The sequence below is a fragment of the Streptomyces sp. RPA4-2 genome (assembly GCF_012273515.2).
GTDB classification, from domain to species: Bacteria; Actinomycetota; Actinomycetes; order Streptomycetales; family Streptomycetaceae; genus Streptomyces; species Streptomyces kaempferi.
In genome coordinates, this window is sequence record NZ_CP050975.2 from 8,227,269 (window position 1) to 8,242,611 (window position 15,343).

Consider the following 15,343-nt stretch of genomic DNA (forward strand, 5'->3'; position numbering starts at 1 on the left):
ACCCGACCGTGCCCGGCTCCTCGAGGACCGGGCCTCACGCCTCGGGCGCGTCCCCGAAATCCGGGATCTCCATCCTGACCCCGCCCTGCCGCGCGGACTCGTGGGCGACGATGCCCGGCAGGGTGTAGCGGGCGGCGACCCACGCGTTCACCGACGGCAGCGCCCTCGTGTTGACCGTGGTCACGAAGTCGTCCGCCAGGAAGTGGTGGCTGCCCTCGTGACCGTTGTGGAGACGGTCGAAGGCACGGGGCAACCGCGACCTGTCGTGGACGGGCGCCGACCCGGACGTGAACGCGGCCCGCAGCGCCGGCGCGATGTGCTGGAGCGACGGATCGTCGGGCGCCAGTGTCGCCTTCGGCTCCAGCAGTTCGGTGATGTCCCGCACCCCCTTCTTGTCCTGCCAGAAGCTCACCGTGGCGAGCTGCTCCATGCTGGCGTCGGTACCGAAGAACCGGAAACGCGACTCCCGGATGTGTGAGGGATAGCCGACCCGCCGGAATTCGTTCGTACGGAACGAGCCGCCGCCCGCCACCTCGAACAGCGCGGTGGCGTTGGAGAAGTCGTTGCCGAACTGGCTGACCTCCTTGTCGAAGACACCGTCCCCGCGCTCGTCGCGCACCCCGATCGCGGACACGCTCACCGCGTGCGTCCGCCAGGCCCCGAGCACCCCGCCCACCGAGTGCGTCGGGTAGAGAAGCGGGGGATAGCTGGCGGTCGCCTTCCAGTTCTCGCCGCCGCTGTACCGGTACGCGTCGTAGAACCCGAGATCCATGTCGTGGACGTAGTCGCCCTCCGCGTAGAACAGCCGGCCGAAGGCGCCCTCGGCGATCTGGTTGCGCGCGTGCACGGTCGCCGGGTTGTACTGGCTGGTCTCGCCCATCATGTACGTCAGCCCGGTGGCCCGCACGGCGTCGATGATCGCCGCGATCTCCTCCGTGGAGACCGCCATCGGCACGGCCGAGTACACGTGCTTGCCGGCGTTCAGCCCCTGCAGCACCAGGGGGCCGTGTGTCCAGCGCTGGGTGAAGATCGCGACCGCGTCCACGGCCTTCGACTCCAGCATCGCCTCGTACGAGGGGAAGGTGCCGGACAGTCCTTCGGCGGCGGCCAGCCGCTCGGCCCGCTCGGGCAGGAGATCGGTGACGTGGACCTCGCGGACGCCCGGGTGGGCGAGGAACAGTTTGGCGAACTGCCCGGAGAACTGCCCGGCGCCGACGATGCCGAGGGAGAACGTCATGAATGCGTGTCCTTCGCTGGTCGAGAATCAGGTGATCCGGCTGCGGCTCATCCTCGCGTCACTTACTTTCGAGGTGGAAGAATCCGTTCGTCAAGGGTCCCGCGGGCTTCTGTCCAGTACGGACAGAACGGCTTAGAGTGCGGCCATAACTTCCATGGCAAAAGGAAATCCCGGGGGAGGCCGCCACCCATGACCACACCCGCCGCGAGCTGGCTGCCACTGAGTCCCGGGGAACGGGCGGTGGCGATCGAGGTCCTCGTGCACGGACCGCTGTCGCGCAGCGAGATCGCGCGCCGGCTGAACCTCTCGGCGGGCAGTCTCACCCGGCTGACCAAACCCCTGATCGAGTCGGGTCTGCTGATCGAGGCCACCGCGCCGGGGGAGGGGCCGGAGGTGCGGCAGGGCCGTCCCTCGCAGCCCCTGGACATCGTCGCCGAATCCCGCGCGTTCATCGGATTCAAGATCACCGGGGACAGGGCCTACGGGGTCGTCACCACCCTGCGCGGCGACATCGTGGCGCGCCACGACCGCCCGCTCACCACACACGATCCGGCCGAAGTCGCCGACCTCCTGCGGGAGATGACCGAGGAGTTCGCGCACGCCCTACCGGCGCCGGCCGGTATCGGCATCGGTGTCGGCGGCCGGGTCGAGAAACGGGCGGTCGTCGTCGAGTCCGCCTTCCTCGGCTGGAGCGACGTCCCGCTGGCCGAACTCGTCGAGGAACGCACCGGTCTGCCCGTGGTCGTCGAGAACGACGTCGCCGCGCTCGTCGAGGCCGAGACCTGGTTCGGCGCGGGGCGTGGCCTCGACCGCTTCGCCGTCCTCACCATCGGTGCCGGGATCGGCTACGGCCTCGTCCTCGGCGGCCGACGCGTGCCCTCCCCCGAGGACGGCCGGGGCGTCGGCCGCCGGTGGATGGTGAACCCGCAAGGCCCCCTCACCCCCGAGGGGGAGCGCGGCAGCGCCGTCTCGCTGCTCACCATCCCCAGCATTCGCTACCAGGTCCGGGCCGCCACCGGGCAGGACGCGACGTACGAGGAGATCCTCGCGCGGGCCGCCGCGGGCGACGCCCTGGCCACCCGCGTCGTCGACGAGGCGGCCCGCGCGCTCGGCGTCCTCGTCGCGCAGATCGCCAACTTCGCCATGCCCCAGAAGATCCTGCTCGCCGGGGAGGGGGTGGGCCTCGTCGACGTGTCGGGCCGGGTCGTCGAGGAGACCGTCCTCGCCCACCGGCATCCGCTGGCCGATCCCGTCGCCCTGGAGACGAGGGTGTCCGACTTCCATGACTGGGCGCGCGGAGCCGCCGTGTTGGCGATCCAGGTGCTCGTGCGGGGGTCGGCAGAAGAATGAGTGATCAGGTTCACGGTCCGTAATGTCGCGGGGTGTACCTTTACTCACATCGCCTTCACGCCAGGAACCGTATGCTTCACAGCATGTCCACCACTCCTGAAAGCGACTCCGTGCGCTCTGCCACCGATGTCAACGAGGAGATCCGGGCCCTTTGGTTCCGTGCCGGTGGGACGCTGAGCGGGGAGGAGCGGCGGGAGTACCAGCGGCTCGTCCTTGAGTGGGCGGAGGCCGCCCCCTCGTCGCCCACACAGGCGGCGTGACCCCGCTCGGCCGCCCCGCACCCCGGTGACGAACGGGGACCCGGGTCCCGGCCCCGTTCCCCCTTCGCCACCCCGTCTCAGCCCCAACTCTGCGAGTACTGCCGCCGATAGCGGTTGCGGTCCTGCTCCGTACGGATGTACCGCGTGGCGACCAGCGCGATGATGCTGCCGGCGATGACCAGCAGCCCCGGACCGATGTTCTGGGGGTCGGTCAGCCGGTCGAGGAACGGCACGGAGCCGCCGGACCCCACCGCCTGGACCGAGCCCGGAGCAACGGAGCCCGGCGCGACCGCAGTTCCCCGCGACGTTGCGGGCGCCGGGGAGTTTTGAGCGGTGGCACCAGACGCTCCCTGGCCCTGGGCGCCCGGCCCGGTCAGTTTCACGGCGAGCGCGGTCATCGCCTTGGTGATGGGCTGGAAGAACGTCGTACCGCCCGAGGTGCAGTCCCCGTTGCCGCCCGACGTCACGCCGAGCGCAATGCCCTCGGAGAACAACGGCCCGCCGCTGTCGCCCGGTTCGGCGCACACATCGGTCTCGATCAGACCGGTCACCGTGCCCTCGGGGTAGTTGACCGTCGCGTTGAGCCCCTTCACCCGCCCGTCATGGAGCCCGCTCGTGCTGCCACTGCGAAAGACACGCTGGCCGACCGTCGCGTCGGCGGCCCCGAGGATCTGAACCCCCTTGCCGTTCCCGATCGCGACGACGTTGTTGCCGGTGTCGTTCTCGCCGTTGTTGTACTGGATGAGCGAGAAGTCATTGCCCGGGAACGCCGTGGTGATCGTCTGCCCCAGCTGCTTGGTGCCCTGGTTGTCGGCGAACCAGACGGAACCGGCCGGCCCGCAGTGTCCGGCCGTGAGGATGAACTCGTTCTTCCCGTTGGTCACGTTGAAGCCGGCCGAGCAGCGCCCGCCGGTCGAGAACATCGGCTGCGCTCCGTTCAACCGCGTGGTGAAGGTGCCCTGGGTGCGCTCCATACGGACCGAACTCCCCATGCCCTGGGCCATCTTCGTCATCCTGGACCAGTCGGCGGCGGAGACGCTGCTGTCGGCCTGCACCACCACCTCGTTGTTGACGTAGTCCATCGCCCAGGCGGTGCCGGCCACTCGCGGCGCCGACTTGAGCGCCTGCGTCACGGACTTCAGCTCCCGCATGCTGTGCCGTACGACCTTGGGACGGGCACCCGCCTTCTCCACCTCGGCCGCCGTGGCCGAGTCGGTCACCGCGACCACGGGACGGCCGTCGTCGGCGATCCAACTGCCCGCCGTACGTGCGGTGCCGAGGCGGGAGACCAGGCCGGCGCCCTTGTCCGCGGCGAGCCGCGCGGCACTCTCCGGTGCACGCGACGAGGCGGACGGCTCGCTCGCCATGGCGTGCGTCACCATCAGCCCACCGCAGAGGAGCCCGCCGACGGCCGCGAATCGCGCCCCCCGCCGGAAGATCCGTCGTCGTGCGTGCCTCATGCATGGGCTCCCGAAGCCGTACGGCGCGGTGTCACCACCGCCGGGACCCCGGTCGTGGGCCCTCCTCCCATACGTGCGTCCGTGCCACCGCGTTCACCGCCGGCCCGGTCTCCGGTCCACGTCGTGTGTCCCGCCCCGTCCACCATGGCGATCTACGGGAGTTGGCGGGCCACCCGGCCGGCCTCGCGGTGACCACCGCACAGCGTGAGTTCAACGTCCGCGACCGCCCCGGGGGAGACCGCCCAGGCCTGTCATGATGGACGCATGCGCGTGCTGATGCCGGTCCCCGACCGCGATGCCGACGTCACCGAAGTGGCCGTCCCCTGGCGGATCCTCACCGACGCGGGGCACGAAGTCGTTCTCGCCACCGAGCGGGCGGCCACCCGCCCGGCGGCCGACCCGCGGCTGCTCACGGGCGTGCTCCTCGGACAGTTGGGCGCCGCGGAGGAGCCCCGGCGCTACTACCAACAGCTCACCGAGACACCGGAGTTCACCGCGACCGTGTCCTGGGATGACGTGGCCGTCGACGACTTCGACGGTCTGCTCCTGCCGGGCGGACACGCGCCGGGCATGCGGCAGTATCTCGGCTCCGCCGCGCTCCAGCGGCAGGTCGCCCGCTTCTGGGCCCTGGGGCGGCCCGTCGGAGCGATCTGTCACGGAGTCCTCGTGCTCGCCCGCTCCCGCGACCTGGCCACGGGCCGCAGCCTGCTGGCGGGCCGGCGCACGACCTGCCTGCCCAAGTACTTGGAACGCACGGCCTACTTCACCACTGCCTGGCGTCTCGGCCGTTACTACCGTACGTATCCCGTCTACGTCGAGGACGAGGTCAAGGCGGCCCTCGCCGACCCGGGTGCGCAGTTCTCCCGCGGCCCCCGCACCCTCACCCGCCGCGGCACCGCCACCGACGACACCCACGCGTTCGTCGTCCAGGACGGCCCCTACCTCTCGGCCCGCTGGCCGGGAGACGCCTACCTGTTCGGCCGCCGCTACCTCGCCCTCCTGGACAGCACCACCGAACACTGAGGGCCGGCCCATGATGCCCGACGGGCGGACGGCGTCCGGGGCGGGGCCCCCGTTTGGGTACCGCCCCGGACGCCGCCCGCCCTTCGGCGCGCGGCGGGGGGCGTGGTCTATCCGCCCGTGCGGGCGGCCACCGCCTCTGGGGTCAGATACGCCTCGGTGTGCTCGAAGTCCCGCAGGGTTCCCTTGCTCCTGGCGAGGAAGCCCGTGCGGACGAAGTCGTCGCCCGCGACCGCGTTGAGGAGCCAGTTGGCGCTGGTACGGAACCTGGCCGCGCCCGTGCGCAGCGCGTACAGGTGGTATCCACGGGCCACGACCTGCGCGGGCACGCCCTTGAGGTCGATGCCGAGTGGCTTGGACACCGCGTCGTGTCCACCGAGATCGACCACCAGGCCGAGATCCTTGTGCCGGTACGACGTGGTCGGCTGCCCGTGCAGCAGCGCCGTCAGGTTCTTCGCGGCGTGCCGGCCCTGCCGGGCGGCGTGCTGCGCGGTGGGCACACAGTAGGAGCCGTCCCCCTTGGCGAGGTCGGGCACGGCGGCCGCGTCGCCCAGCGCGAACACGCCGTCCATGCCCGGCACCGTGAAGTCCGGCGCGGTCAGGATCCGGCCGCGTACGGTCTCGGCCCCCAGGGAGTCGACCAGCGGGCTCGCCGCGACACCGGCCGTCCACACGAGTGTCCGTGACGGCAGCACCCGGCCGTCCGTCAGGGTGACCTTGTCCTCGGTGACCGAGGCCACGGAGGTCTTCAGCGAGATCTGCACCCCGCGCTCGGTGAGCATGCGCAGTGCGCTCGCCCCGAGCCTGTCGCCGAGCTCCGGCAGCAGCTTGGGGGCCACGTCGAGCAGATGCCACTGGATGAGACGGGGGTCGAGCCGCGGGTGGTAGCGCTTCGACGCGGCGGTGGTCAGTCGCTGCAGACAGGCCGCGGTCTCGGTGCCCGCGTACCCGCCGCCCACCACCACGAACTGCAACCGCCGCGCCCGCTCGGCCTCGTCCGACGTGGCCGCCGCCAGGTCGAGTTGGGCGATCACGTGGTCGCGCAGATACACGGCCTGGGCGAGCGTCTTCATGCCGCGGGCCTCGTCGAGCAGGCCGGGAATGTCGAAGGTGCGGGTCACGCTGCCCGGAGTGAGGACCAGGTAGTCGTAGGGCAGGTCGACGAGTTCGCCGGTGATCTTGCGGACGACGCACATCTTGGACGCGGGGTCGACGCCGGCCACCGTTCCGGGCACCAGCTCCGTGCGGCGCAGGATCCGGCGCAGCGAGGGCGCCACGGACTGCGGGGTGACGACCCCTGAGGCGACCTGCGGCAGCAGGGGCAGGTAGAGCTGGTAGTCGGTGGGGCTGACCAGGGTGATCCGGGCGGCGCCGGGCCCGAGCGCGCGCTCGAGGCCCCGAGCGCACTCGACTCCGGCGAAGCCTCCGCCGACGATCACGATGTTCGGTGCGTCCATCCGTGATGCCTCTCTCCGTGTGCCGACACCGTGGTCCGTCGTCCGCGAGCCAAGGCTCACACGGGTGGTCCCGGTCTGCCACCGCAGGGCGGAGGCGAGGACGAGGGCCACGGAATTCTCTACCGATCAGTAATTTCGTCTTCCCCTTTCGTCCATCCTTAGGCACGATCATCGGTCGCACGGTGATGGTCGAAGCGCCGTCGCCGCTCCGACGTGAATAGGGGACGAGTATGACTGGACGCGGTGTGGGTCGCCGGATCGGCGCGCTCTCGGCGGTCGTCGCGCTGGGCATCGGAGGGACGGTCACCGTCGCGGGGTCCGCCGTCGCGGCTCCGGCGCGGACGGCGGTGACCGCGACGCAGGCGGCCGACGTCGACTACGCCACCTGGCAGCAGGACGTCCGGGCCGTGCTCGACCAGGCGGTGCCCTACGTCCAGCAGCGCACCGCGAACGCGTCCGGGCAGAAGCTGGCCCTCGTCTTCGACATCGACAACACCTCGCTGGAGACGGACTTCCACCCCTGGTACCAGCTGCCGACGCCGGCCGTCGCGCCCTCGCTCGACCTCGCTCGCTACGCGCGCTCCCGCGGCGTCGACATCTTCTTCATCAGCGCGCGTCCGGGCATCATCGCCGCCGAGACGAAGTGGAACCTGACGTCCGTCGGCTATCCGGTCTCCGGCCTCTACACACGTGATCTGCCTGACCTGTTCGACGAGGTCAGCGCCTACAAGACCGGCAAGCGGGCACAGATCGAGTCCCTGGGCTACAGCATCATCGCCAATGTCGGCAACAACGACTCCGACCTCGTCGGGGGCCACGCCGAACGCACCTTCAAGCTGCCCGACTACGACGGACAGTTGTCCTGAGCTCCGATTGCCTAGACTCCGGGCATGGACGAGACAAGGCTCGACACGCTCGGTTCGGGCAAGTTCCTTCTCATCACGAGCTATCGGAAGAACGGCACGGGGGTCCCGACTCCCGTGTGGGTGGTCCGGGACGGTGACGCACTCGGTGCCTGGACCGTCGCGGACTCCTGGAAGGTGAAGCGGATCCGCAACCGGCCGGACGTGCTCGTGGGTCCCTGCGACGTACGTGGCAACCCGACCGGTGAACAGGTTCCCGCCACGGCGGAGATCCTGGACCAGACCGCGACGGCGCGCTACCGCGGCCTGATCGCACGCAAGTACGGCATCTTCGGCCGTCTCACCCTCTTCGGCAGCAGGCTGCGCCGCGGCCGGGAGGGCACGGTCGGACTCCGCATCTCCCTGACCCCGTGAGAGACGGATGGGGGCCCGGCACCGGCCGGTCCCCCGTCCGCCCCCGCACCGTCGTCCTCCGTGGAACGGCCCCGGAGCCGGGCATGAGATCTCGACCGCGGTCCTATGGCGGACACCGCACGCAACCGGAGACAGAACGCGAGTGTCGGTGGTGCTCTGCCTCCTTCGCAGGCCGGCTAAGTCGCCCTCGGCTGAGGTGAGTTCGGCCCGTGAGGCACTGCTCCGGTTCCGCGGTGGTCCGGTGAGCGGGTGAGGGGACCGGCTGGAGGAACGGACCTGTCAGGAGGTCGACTCGGCCGTGCTGGGCGACCGCCGGTTCGCGGGCGGCAAGGCCGTGTGGGCGGCGTTGCGTCCACTGGGGCCGGATCTGCGGGACGCGGAGCAGGTCGTCCACGAGCCCTATGAGTTCTTCGGCGACCGCGTGCGGTTCGCGCCGCCGGATCCGCTCGAGGTGCCCACACTCGCGGTCCGTGCCGCCGCTCATCCGGGTCGGGTGGCCGTGGGATCTCGGACAGACTCCCGGTGAGCCACCCCCGGTCGCATCGATGGAGCCCACGTGGACGGACCGTGGCTCCGGCGCATTCGCGTCCATCGGCGGTGCCCGGTCCGGGAGTCGACCGGATGTGTGCTGCGCGAAGCGTTGACCAGAAAGCGCTTACCCCTTACGTTTCCCGTTCAGCGGCGTGACCCGTGTATGACATCTCGTATACGAGACACCAGATCTCCGAGCGGCACCACCTGGGAAAGTCAGTTCCTCGGAGGCGGTGATGCTCCGTGCCGATGTCACATCCCTCTCTCGTCGTTCCGCAAAGTGCACAGCGTTCGCGTACATGACCCACGAACACTCCCGAAGGGACGCACCCGCATGCGCACTCGCCCCCCACGCACCCGTTCTCGCACCCTGGCCCTGACGACGGGCGCGGCCGCCGCGCTGGCCGTCACCGCCGCGCTCGTCCTCCCGCAGTCCGCCGGCGCCGCCGAGAACGCGCCGATCGGCTTCGGCGCCGGCACCACCGGCGGCGGAGGCGCCTCCGCCGTCACGGTCACCACCCTGGACGCCTTCAAGACGGCCGTCACGGGCGGCACGGCCAAGGTCGTACGTGTCAGCGGACTGATCCCGCTCAGCGGACAGGTCGACGTCGGCTCCAACACCACGGTCCTGGGCGTCGGTTCGTCGTCCGGGTTCACCGGCGGCGGCTTGCGGCTGAAGAAGGTGACCAATGTCGTCGTCCGCAACCTGAACATCAGCAAGCCGGTCGCGCCGTCGGACGGCATCACCGTCCAGGCGTCGACGAAGGTGTGGATCGACCACAACTCCTTCTCCGCGGACCGCGACCACGACAAGGACTACTACGACGGTCTGCTGGACATCACCCACGGCTCCGACGCCGTCACCGTCTCCTGGAACACCTTCAAGGACCACTTCAAGGGCTCCCTCGTCGGCCACAGCGACAGCAACGCCTCCGAGGACACCGGGCACCTCCATGTGACCTACCACCACAACTACTTCGACAACGTCAACTCGCGCATCCCCAGCCTGCGCTTCGGCACCGGCCACTTCTACGACAACTACGTCGTCGGCGCCGAGACCGCCGTGCACTCCCGGATGGGCGCCCAGATGCTCGTCGAGAACAACGTCTTCCGCGGCACGAAGGTCGCCGTCACCACGAACCGCGACAGCGACGTGGACGGTCGTGCCAACCTGCGCGGCAACGACCTCGGCGGAGCCGCCACCGAGATCTCGCAGGTGGGCACCTTCACCAGCGCTCCGTACGGCTACACCGCCGAGCCCGCCTCGACCGTCGTCACCTCGGTGACCTCCGGCGCGGGCGCCGGAAAGCTCTGACCACCCCACGGGCAGCAGAAGGAATCGGGACATGACCTCATCAGCACAGCGACCCGTCCGCGGACCCCGTCCGCCGGTAGGCCGGCGCGCCCTGATCGGCGCGCTGGCCGCGCTCGGCCTGACCGGCGCCTCCGTCCTGGCGAGCGGCCTGGCCGCCCCCGCCGAGGCGGCCGCCGCCTGGCCGACCCCCACCACCAGCGTTCCGGTCCCGGCGACGATCCCGGTCTCGGGCACCTACGACGGCAAGCTCCAGCGGTTCTACGGCAGCGGCGACCTCGGTGACGGAGGCCAGTCCGAGGACCAGGACCCGATCTTCGACCTCGCGGACGGCGCCGTGCTCAAGAACGTCGTCATCGGGGCCCCGGCCGCCGACGGCATCCACTGCGCGGGCAGTTGCACGCTGCAGAACGTGTGGTGGGAGGACGTCGGCGAGGACGCGGCCACCTTCAAGGGCAAGTCGTCCTCCGCCACGTACACCGTGACCGGTGGCGGCGCGAAGGCGGCCTCGGACAAGGTGTTCCAGTTCAACGGCGCGGGGAAGCTGACCGTGACGGGCTTCCAGGTGTCGAACTTCGGCAAGCTGGTGCGCAGTTGCGGAAACTGCTCCACGCAGTACAAGCGCACGATCGTCGTCAGTGACGTGGACGTGACCGCGCCCGGCAAGTCCATCGTCGGCATCAACCAGAACTACGGTGACACCGCGACACTGACCAAGGTCCGCATCCACGGCGACAGCAGCAAGAAGATCAAGCCGTGCGTGCGCTACCAGGGCAACAGCACGGGTGCCGAGCCGACCGAGACCGGCAGTGGCGCCGACGGCACGTACTGCCGCTACACCAGCTCGGACATCACGTACGGCTGACTCGCGCATCCGGCCGAACGGACCCGCTCCGCACGGCGGTTCGTGCGACCGCCTGGGTACGGGGTGTCAGCTCCGGCTCCGGTAGGGCCCGTCGACGAGCTGGAACACCGGCTGGCTGCGCACCGGGTCCTGAGCGGTGGTGAGTTGGACCCGGTCACCGCTGTGCACGTCGGTGGCCGGGCCCGTGACCCTGCCCCGGACGGTGAAGCCCTCGGCCATCTCGACGAGGGAGACGTTCCGTGCCGCCGGGGTGTTGCGGTGGATGACGGTGGCGTGACGGACCACCCCGGTCCCCGTGCTCGCCTCCGTCCGCAAGTCACTGCCGGCGCAGACCGGACACAGGAGACGCTGGTACATCGCGCTGCCGCACCAGCGGCAGCGCTGGAAGAGAAGGGCCTCCGAAGGTGAAGTCCCGTGCGACGCGGGGTCGGTGCCGAGGGCGGCGGTGCCCGGTACGGCGCCGTCGGGTTCGGTGTCGAGCACGTCCGTCAAAGGTCGGGGGCCCGGATGAAGGGCGATTCCTGGGTGGTGCACGATGTCATCTCCCTGCGCTCGGCCGGAGTCGAAGGTGCCCGGATCGCCGCGCACGAGCCACAGAGTATGGCACTCAGTGCCACCCGTAAAGGCACTCGGTACCCTGATCTGGGGGAGGCGTCCTTCGGCCCGTCCGGTCCGCTCAGTCCCGTCCGAGCGTGGACTCGATCTCCCGCACCACGCGCCACATGGGCGCCCCGCGCCGGGAGATGACGACGACCACGTCCTCCCGCTCCTCGGCCGGAGCGGCGGCGGAAGGGTCACCGAACACGGCCTGCACGTGTCCGAGCGCGTGGTCCACGGCGGTGTCCGCGTCGCCCTGCCCGGCCGAACGCAGCCATGAGCGCAGCGCGTTGTTGTGCGCGGCGACCACGGACGCGGCGATCACGTCGGCCCGCAGGGCACCGTCGGGCCGGCCGTCGAAGCGCCCGCGCAGATACTCCGCGAGGGCACGCTCGTAGCGCCAGACCACCGACAACTCGTAGGCGCGCAGACCGGGCACCTTTTTGGTGAGACGGTAGCGCTGTACGGAGAAGGTCGGGTTCTCGGCGTACATGCGCAGCACGAGCCGGGCCGCGTCGCAGACCCGTCGCACCGGCTCGTCCTCGTCGGTGCCGTCGGCGAGGAAGGCGGTCATGTCGGCCAGGCAGCGCTCGTGGTCCGGGAAGACCACGTCCTCCTTGGACGGGAAGTAGCGGAAGAAGGACCGCCGGCCGACCCCGGCGAGCGCCACGATGTCGTCGACCGTGGTCTGCTCGTAGCCGCGCTCCGGGAACAGCCGGAAAGCCGCCGCGACCAGCGCGTCCCGCATGGGGGGCTTCGCCGTCGTCGTGTCGGCGGTGTCACCGCGCCGGGGTCCCTCGCTCATGAACGGGAACCTAGCATCGCGCGGGCGTGATGGCACTCGGTGCGCATGGTCGATGGAACTGAGTGCCCTGTGCCGCGGGGAAGGTGTCGTGCGTGCTCCGGACTCGACGGTGCGTCCGCCGTGGGATCGGCCGGGTGCGCCCGTCACCGGCGTGACCCGGTGCGGTCTTCTTCGACGGGGTGCCGGTGGGCCTGCCGTGCCGCGCAGGAATGACTTATTCCTGATGCGGATGAAATGTGATCGCATGTGAACTCGTCGTGTGGTCAAGGAAGTTGACAGACTCTGTGGGGTGATCGACTATGTGGTCGAGCTGTGACCCATGTGACCAATGGGTCCAGTGATTCTTCGACCACTCATCCCCGGTGCGGCCCCCGGCTGCCGTGTGCTGCCCTGCCGCCGACGACCGGGGCATGGATCACCAAGATGGGATCTGCATGTCCATTGCGAGACGTGTCACCTTCCGCTGCCTGCTGGGGACGGGCGCGGCGGTCCTCGCCCTCGCGGGGGCCGCGCCCGGCGCCTGGGCCAACGGCACCCCCGGCGGCGACGGCTGGGACAACGGCGGCGGCTACAAGCCGGGACAGGGCGCCGGTACGGTGACCGCGGCGGACCGCTGCGAGTTCTCCGTCGACGGGACGAACTTCCACGACTGGGTCCGTGTCGACGACCAGAACCTCAAGCCCACCGACGACGGCAAGGTGCACATCAAGGTCCGCGCGGCGGGCGACGCCGGCTCCTGCACCGCGTCCCTCGCCGCCTACCGCACCCACGGTGCCACCTTCAGGACCTCCGGGGAGCAGGTCTTCCACGACTTCGACTCCGTCCGGGTCAAGCCGGGTGACACCGACTCCCTGGACATCGCGGTGCCGGACCTCGGCTGCTACGCGCAGATCGACCTCTACCGCGGTGCCGTGAAGTTCGACGGCAAGTTCGACGCCAACGACGGCTTCGACCACGGTGACCTGCCCAAGGGGCCGGACCGCGCGGTCATCAAGGACAAGCTGATCATGGCGTGGAACGGCGGCGGGAAGGACTGCACGGCGCAGCCGCCGGGCACGCCCGAGACCACGCCGCCGGCGACCACGCCGCCCGCCTCGACCCCGCCCGCGCAGACTCCGGGCAGCCCGACCCCGTCGGCGTCGACGCCGGAGTCGACCCCGCCGCAGACACCGGCCACGCCGTCGGCGTCCGGGTCGACCACGCCGCCGGCTCCCACGCCGAACGGTGGTGGGTCGACCCCGCCAGGGGACCTCGCGGAGACCGGTGGCGGCGGCACGCTGCCGATCGCCGCCGGCGCCGCCGCTCTCCTCGCGGCCGGTGGAGCGATCACCGTGGTCACCCGCCGTCGGCGGTCGGGGCGCACCACGTCCTGACCCTGGGCGCCGCACCACCTCCTGACCCGGACCGGGGGCACGCACAGCGTCCCGCCCCTGGTGCCGGCCCGCCGCGTTGACGCGTCGACGGGCCCCGGTATTCACCAAGTGCGTGAATACCGGGGCCCGTTGCGCTGTGCCGGAGCGTCGCGCGCCCGGCGCTCCCGCCCGGGTGGCTCAGGCCTCGACCGCCATGGGCCGGCCGGGGGAGCCGGCCGTGTCCGCCTTGTCGCCGCCGCCCGCGACAGCGCGGACGGCCGGGATGGCGGCCGCGATCACCGCCGCGACGACCGCGACACCGCAGCCGATGATCAGGCTGGTGCGGAAGCCGTCCTCGGAGGCGAAGGTGTGGCCGCCGAGCGAGGTGGTCATCTGGGCGAGGACGACGCCGATCACGGCCGCGCCGACGGACGTGCCGAGGGAACGCATGAGCGTGTTGAAACCGTTGGCGGCGGCGGTCTCGGAGAGCGGCACCGAACTCATGATCAGGGCGGGCATCGCTCCGTAGGCGAGACCCACGCCGCTGTTGACCACGATGCCGACGAGCATCAGGCCCCAGGCGGTACCCATCAGGGTCAGGGCCAGGCCGTAGCCGGCGGCGATGACCAGTACGCCGGAGATCAGTGTGAACTTCGGTCCGCGGGCGTCGGTGAGCTTTCCGCCGAGCGGGGAGACGATCATCATCATGATGCCGCCGGGCGCCATCCACAGGCCCGCCGCGAGCATCGACTGCCCCAGGCCGTAGCCCGTGGCCTCGGGGAACTGCAGCAGCTGCGGCAGGACCAGCATGCTGGCGTACATCGCGCAGCCGACGAAGACCGAGGCGAGGTTGGTGAGCAGCACCCGCGGTCGGGCGGTGGTGCGCAGGTCGACCAGGGGGTCGCGGGTCCGCAGCTCCCACACTCCCCAGCCGAGCAGGACCACGACGGCGGCGACGAACAGTCCGATGGTGGTGGCCGAGCCCCAGCCCCAGTCGGCGCCCTTGGAGACCGCGAGCAGCAGGCAGACGAGTCCGGCGCCGAGCCCGAGCGCGCCGGGCAGGTCGAAGCGCTGGCCCTTGGCGCCGGCGGGGATGTCGGGGATCAGGAACCAGACGAGGGTCGCCACCACCACGGCCATGACGGCGGCGCCCCAGAAGAGCACACGCCAGTTCGCGTACTGGGCGACAGCCGCGGCGATGGGCAGGCCGAGGCCGCCGCCGATGCCCATGGAGGCGCTGACCAGCGCGATGGAGGAGCTCAGCTTCTCCGCGGGGACCACGTCACGCAGCAGGGCGATGCCGAGCGGGACCATGCCCATGCCCATGCCCTGCAGACCACGTCCGACGATCATGGGGACGACCGAGGAGGACAGCGCGCACACCACCGAGCCCGCGATCAGCGGTACCGAGCAGGCGAGGAGCATCCTGCGCTTGCCCACGAGGTCGCCCAGGCGTCCGGAGACCGGCACGGAGACGGCGGCCACCAGGAGGGTGGCGGTGATCACCCAGACCGCGTTCGACGAGGTGGTGTCCAAGAGCTGCGGCAACTCCGCGATCAGCGGCGTCACCAGGGTCTGCATGATCGCCGCCGTGATGCCTGCGAAGGCCAGGGTGGCGACCACGCCGCCCGAGCGGCTCGATGCCTGGATGGCATCCATAGAAGGGCTCCTCGTACTTGTCTGCGGGACCTGGGCGCGGGGGGACGATATGCATCGTACACGTGACATGTATCAAGCACATTCAATGTAGGTTGCATATCTCTGCGTGACGGTGCGTCGGAAGGCGTGTATGGCGTGCGAGGGCGGCGCGCCGGACCCGA

15 protein-coding genes are annotated in these 15,343 nt (G+C 70.6%); 9 read left to right on the forward strand and 6 right to left on the reverse strand.

Annotated elements, in window-relative coordinates; all coding sequences use genetic code 11:
• Positions 1-34 precede the first annotated feature (34 nt).
• The gene (locus tag HEP85_RS35900) at positions 35-1,237 is read right to left on the reverse strand and encodes a Gfo/Idh/MocA family protein (RefSeq protein ID WP_168531654.1); all 1,203 of its coding nucleotides are present in this window, start codon (positions 1,235-1,237) and stop codon (positions 35-37) included.
• A 189-nt stretch (positions 1,238-1,426) separates the two neighbouring features.
• On the opposite strand from HEP85_RS35900, the gene HEP85_RS35905 reads away from it, so the two are divergent.
• A complete protein-coding gene (locus HEP85_RS35905; RefSeq protein ID WP_168531655.1) occupies positions 1,427-2,587 on the forward strand; it encodes an ROK family transcriptional regulator in 1,161 nt (386 codons plus the stop codon).
• Positions 2,588-2,658: 71 nt separating this feature from the next.
• Positions 2,659-2,847 carry a hypothetical protein gene (locus HEP85_RS35910; protein WP_168531656.1) on the forward strand — a complete coding sequence of 63 codons (189 nt, stop codon included), beginning with the start codon at positions 2,659-2,661 and terminating at the stop codon, positions 2,845-2,847.
• 77 nt (positions 2,848-2,924) lie between these two features.
• Here HEP85_RS35910 and HEP85_RS35915 read toward each other — a convergent pair whose 3' ends face one another.
• Positions 2,925-4,307, reverse strand: a complete 1,383-nt coding sequence (locus HEP85_RS35915; protein ID WP_168531657.1) for a S1 family peptidase — start codon at positions 4,305-4,307, stop codon at positions 2,925-2,927.
• Positions 4,308-4,571: 264 nt separating this feature from the next.
• On the opposite strand from HEP85_RS35915, the gene HEP85_RS35920 reads away from it, so the two are divergent.
• On the forward strand, positions 4,572-5,330 hold the full coding sequence (locus HEP85_RS35920) for a type 1 glutamine amidotransferase domain-containing protein (RefSeq protein WP_168531658.1): 759 nt from the start codon (positions 4,572-4,574) through the stop codon (positions 5,328-5,330).
• A gap of 107 nt (positions 5,331-5,437) precedes the next feature.
• On the opposite strand, the gene HEP85_RS35925 is transcribed toward HEP85_RS35920, so the two are convergent.
• Positions 5,438-6,784, reverse strand: a complete 1,347-nt coding sequence (locus tag HEP85_RS35925; protein ID WP_168531659.1) for an NAD(P)/FAD-dependent oxidoreductase — start codon at positions 6,782-6,784, stop codon at positions 5,438-5,440.
• A gap of 230 nt (positions 6,785-7,014) precedes the next feature.
• Between HEP85_RS35925 and HEP85_RS35930 the strand changes: the two genes are divergently transcribed.
• The 5 genes from HEP85_RS35930 (at position 7,015) to HEP85_RS35950 (ending at position 10,769) form a co-directional block, all read left to right on the forward strand.
• The gene (locus HEP85_RS35930) at positions 7,015-7,650 is read left to right on the forward strand and encodes an HAD family acid phosphatase (protein ID WP_168531660.1); all 636 of its coding nucleotides are present in this window, start codon (positions 7,015-7,017) and stop codon (positions 7,648-7,650) included.
• Between the two features lie 24 nt (positions 7,651-7,674).
• Entirely contained in the window at positions 7,675-8,061 is a 387-nt protein-coding gene (locus HEP85_RS35935; RefSeq protein WP_168531661.1) for a PPOX class F420-dependent oxidoreductase, read from the forward strand.
• 298 nt (positions 8,062-8,359) lie between these two features.
• A complete protein-coding gene (locus HEP85_RS35940) occupies positions 8,360-8,587 on the forward strand; it encodes a hypothetical protein (RefSeq protein WP_168531662.1) in 228 nt (75 codons plus the stop codon).
• Positions 8,588-8,926: 339 nt separating this feature from the next.
• Positions 8,927-9,907: a polysaccharide lyase family 1 protein gene (locus HEP85_RS35945; protein ID WP_329292660.1), complete on the forward strand. Its 981-nt coding sequence runs from the start codon at positions 8,927-8,929 to the stop codon at positions 9,905-9,907.
• 31 nt (positions 9,908-9,938) lie between these two features.
• The gene (locus tag HEP85_RS35950) at positions 9,939-10,769 is read left to right on the forward strand and encodes a pectate lyase (RefSeq protein ID WP_168531663.1); all 831 of its coding nucleotides are present in this window, start codon (positions 9,939-9,941) and stop codon (positions 10,767-10,769) included.
• A gap of 66 nt (positions 10,770-10,835) precedes the next feature.
• Here HEP85_RS35950 and HEP85_RS35955 read toward each other — a convergent pair whose 3' ends face one another.
• Positions 10,836-11,252 (reverse strand): Zn-ribbon domain-containing OB-fold protein, encoded by a 417-nt coding sequence (locus HEP85_RS35955; RefSeq protein ID WP_248002212.1) that lies wholly within the window; start codon positions 11,250-11,252, stop codon positions 10,836-10,838.
• Between the two features lie 193 nt (positions 11,253-11,445).
• Positions 11,446-12,114, reverse strand: coding sequence for a TetR family transcriptional regulator (locus HEP85_RS35960; RefSeq protein WP_168534397.1), 669 nt, complete (start codon positions 12,112-12,114; stop codon positions 11,446-11,448).
• A 491-nt stretch (positions 12,115-12,605) separates the two neighbouring features.
• Here HEP85_RS35960 and HEP85_RS35965 point away from each other — a divergent pair, with 491 nt between their 5' ends.
• A complete protein-coding gene (locus HEP85_RS35965; RefSeq protein ID WP_369657995.1) occupies positions 12,606-13,544 on the forward strand; it encodes an LAETG motif-containing sortase-dependent surface protein in 939 nt (312 codons plus the stop codon).
• A 177-nt stretch (positions 13,545-13,721) separates the two neighbouring features.
• Here the strand turns inward: HEP85_RS35965 and HEP85_RS35970 are convergent, their stop codons facing one another.
• A complete protein-coding gene (locus HEP85_RS35970) occupies positions 13,722-15,182 on the reverse strand; it encodes an MFS transporter (RefSeq protein ID WP_329528254.1) in 1,461 nt (486 codons plus the stop codon).
• Positions 15,183-15,343: the final 161 nt, after the last annotated feature.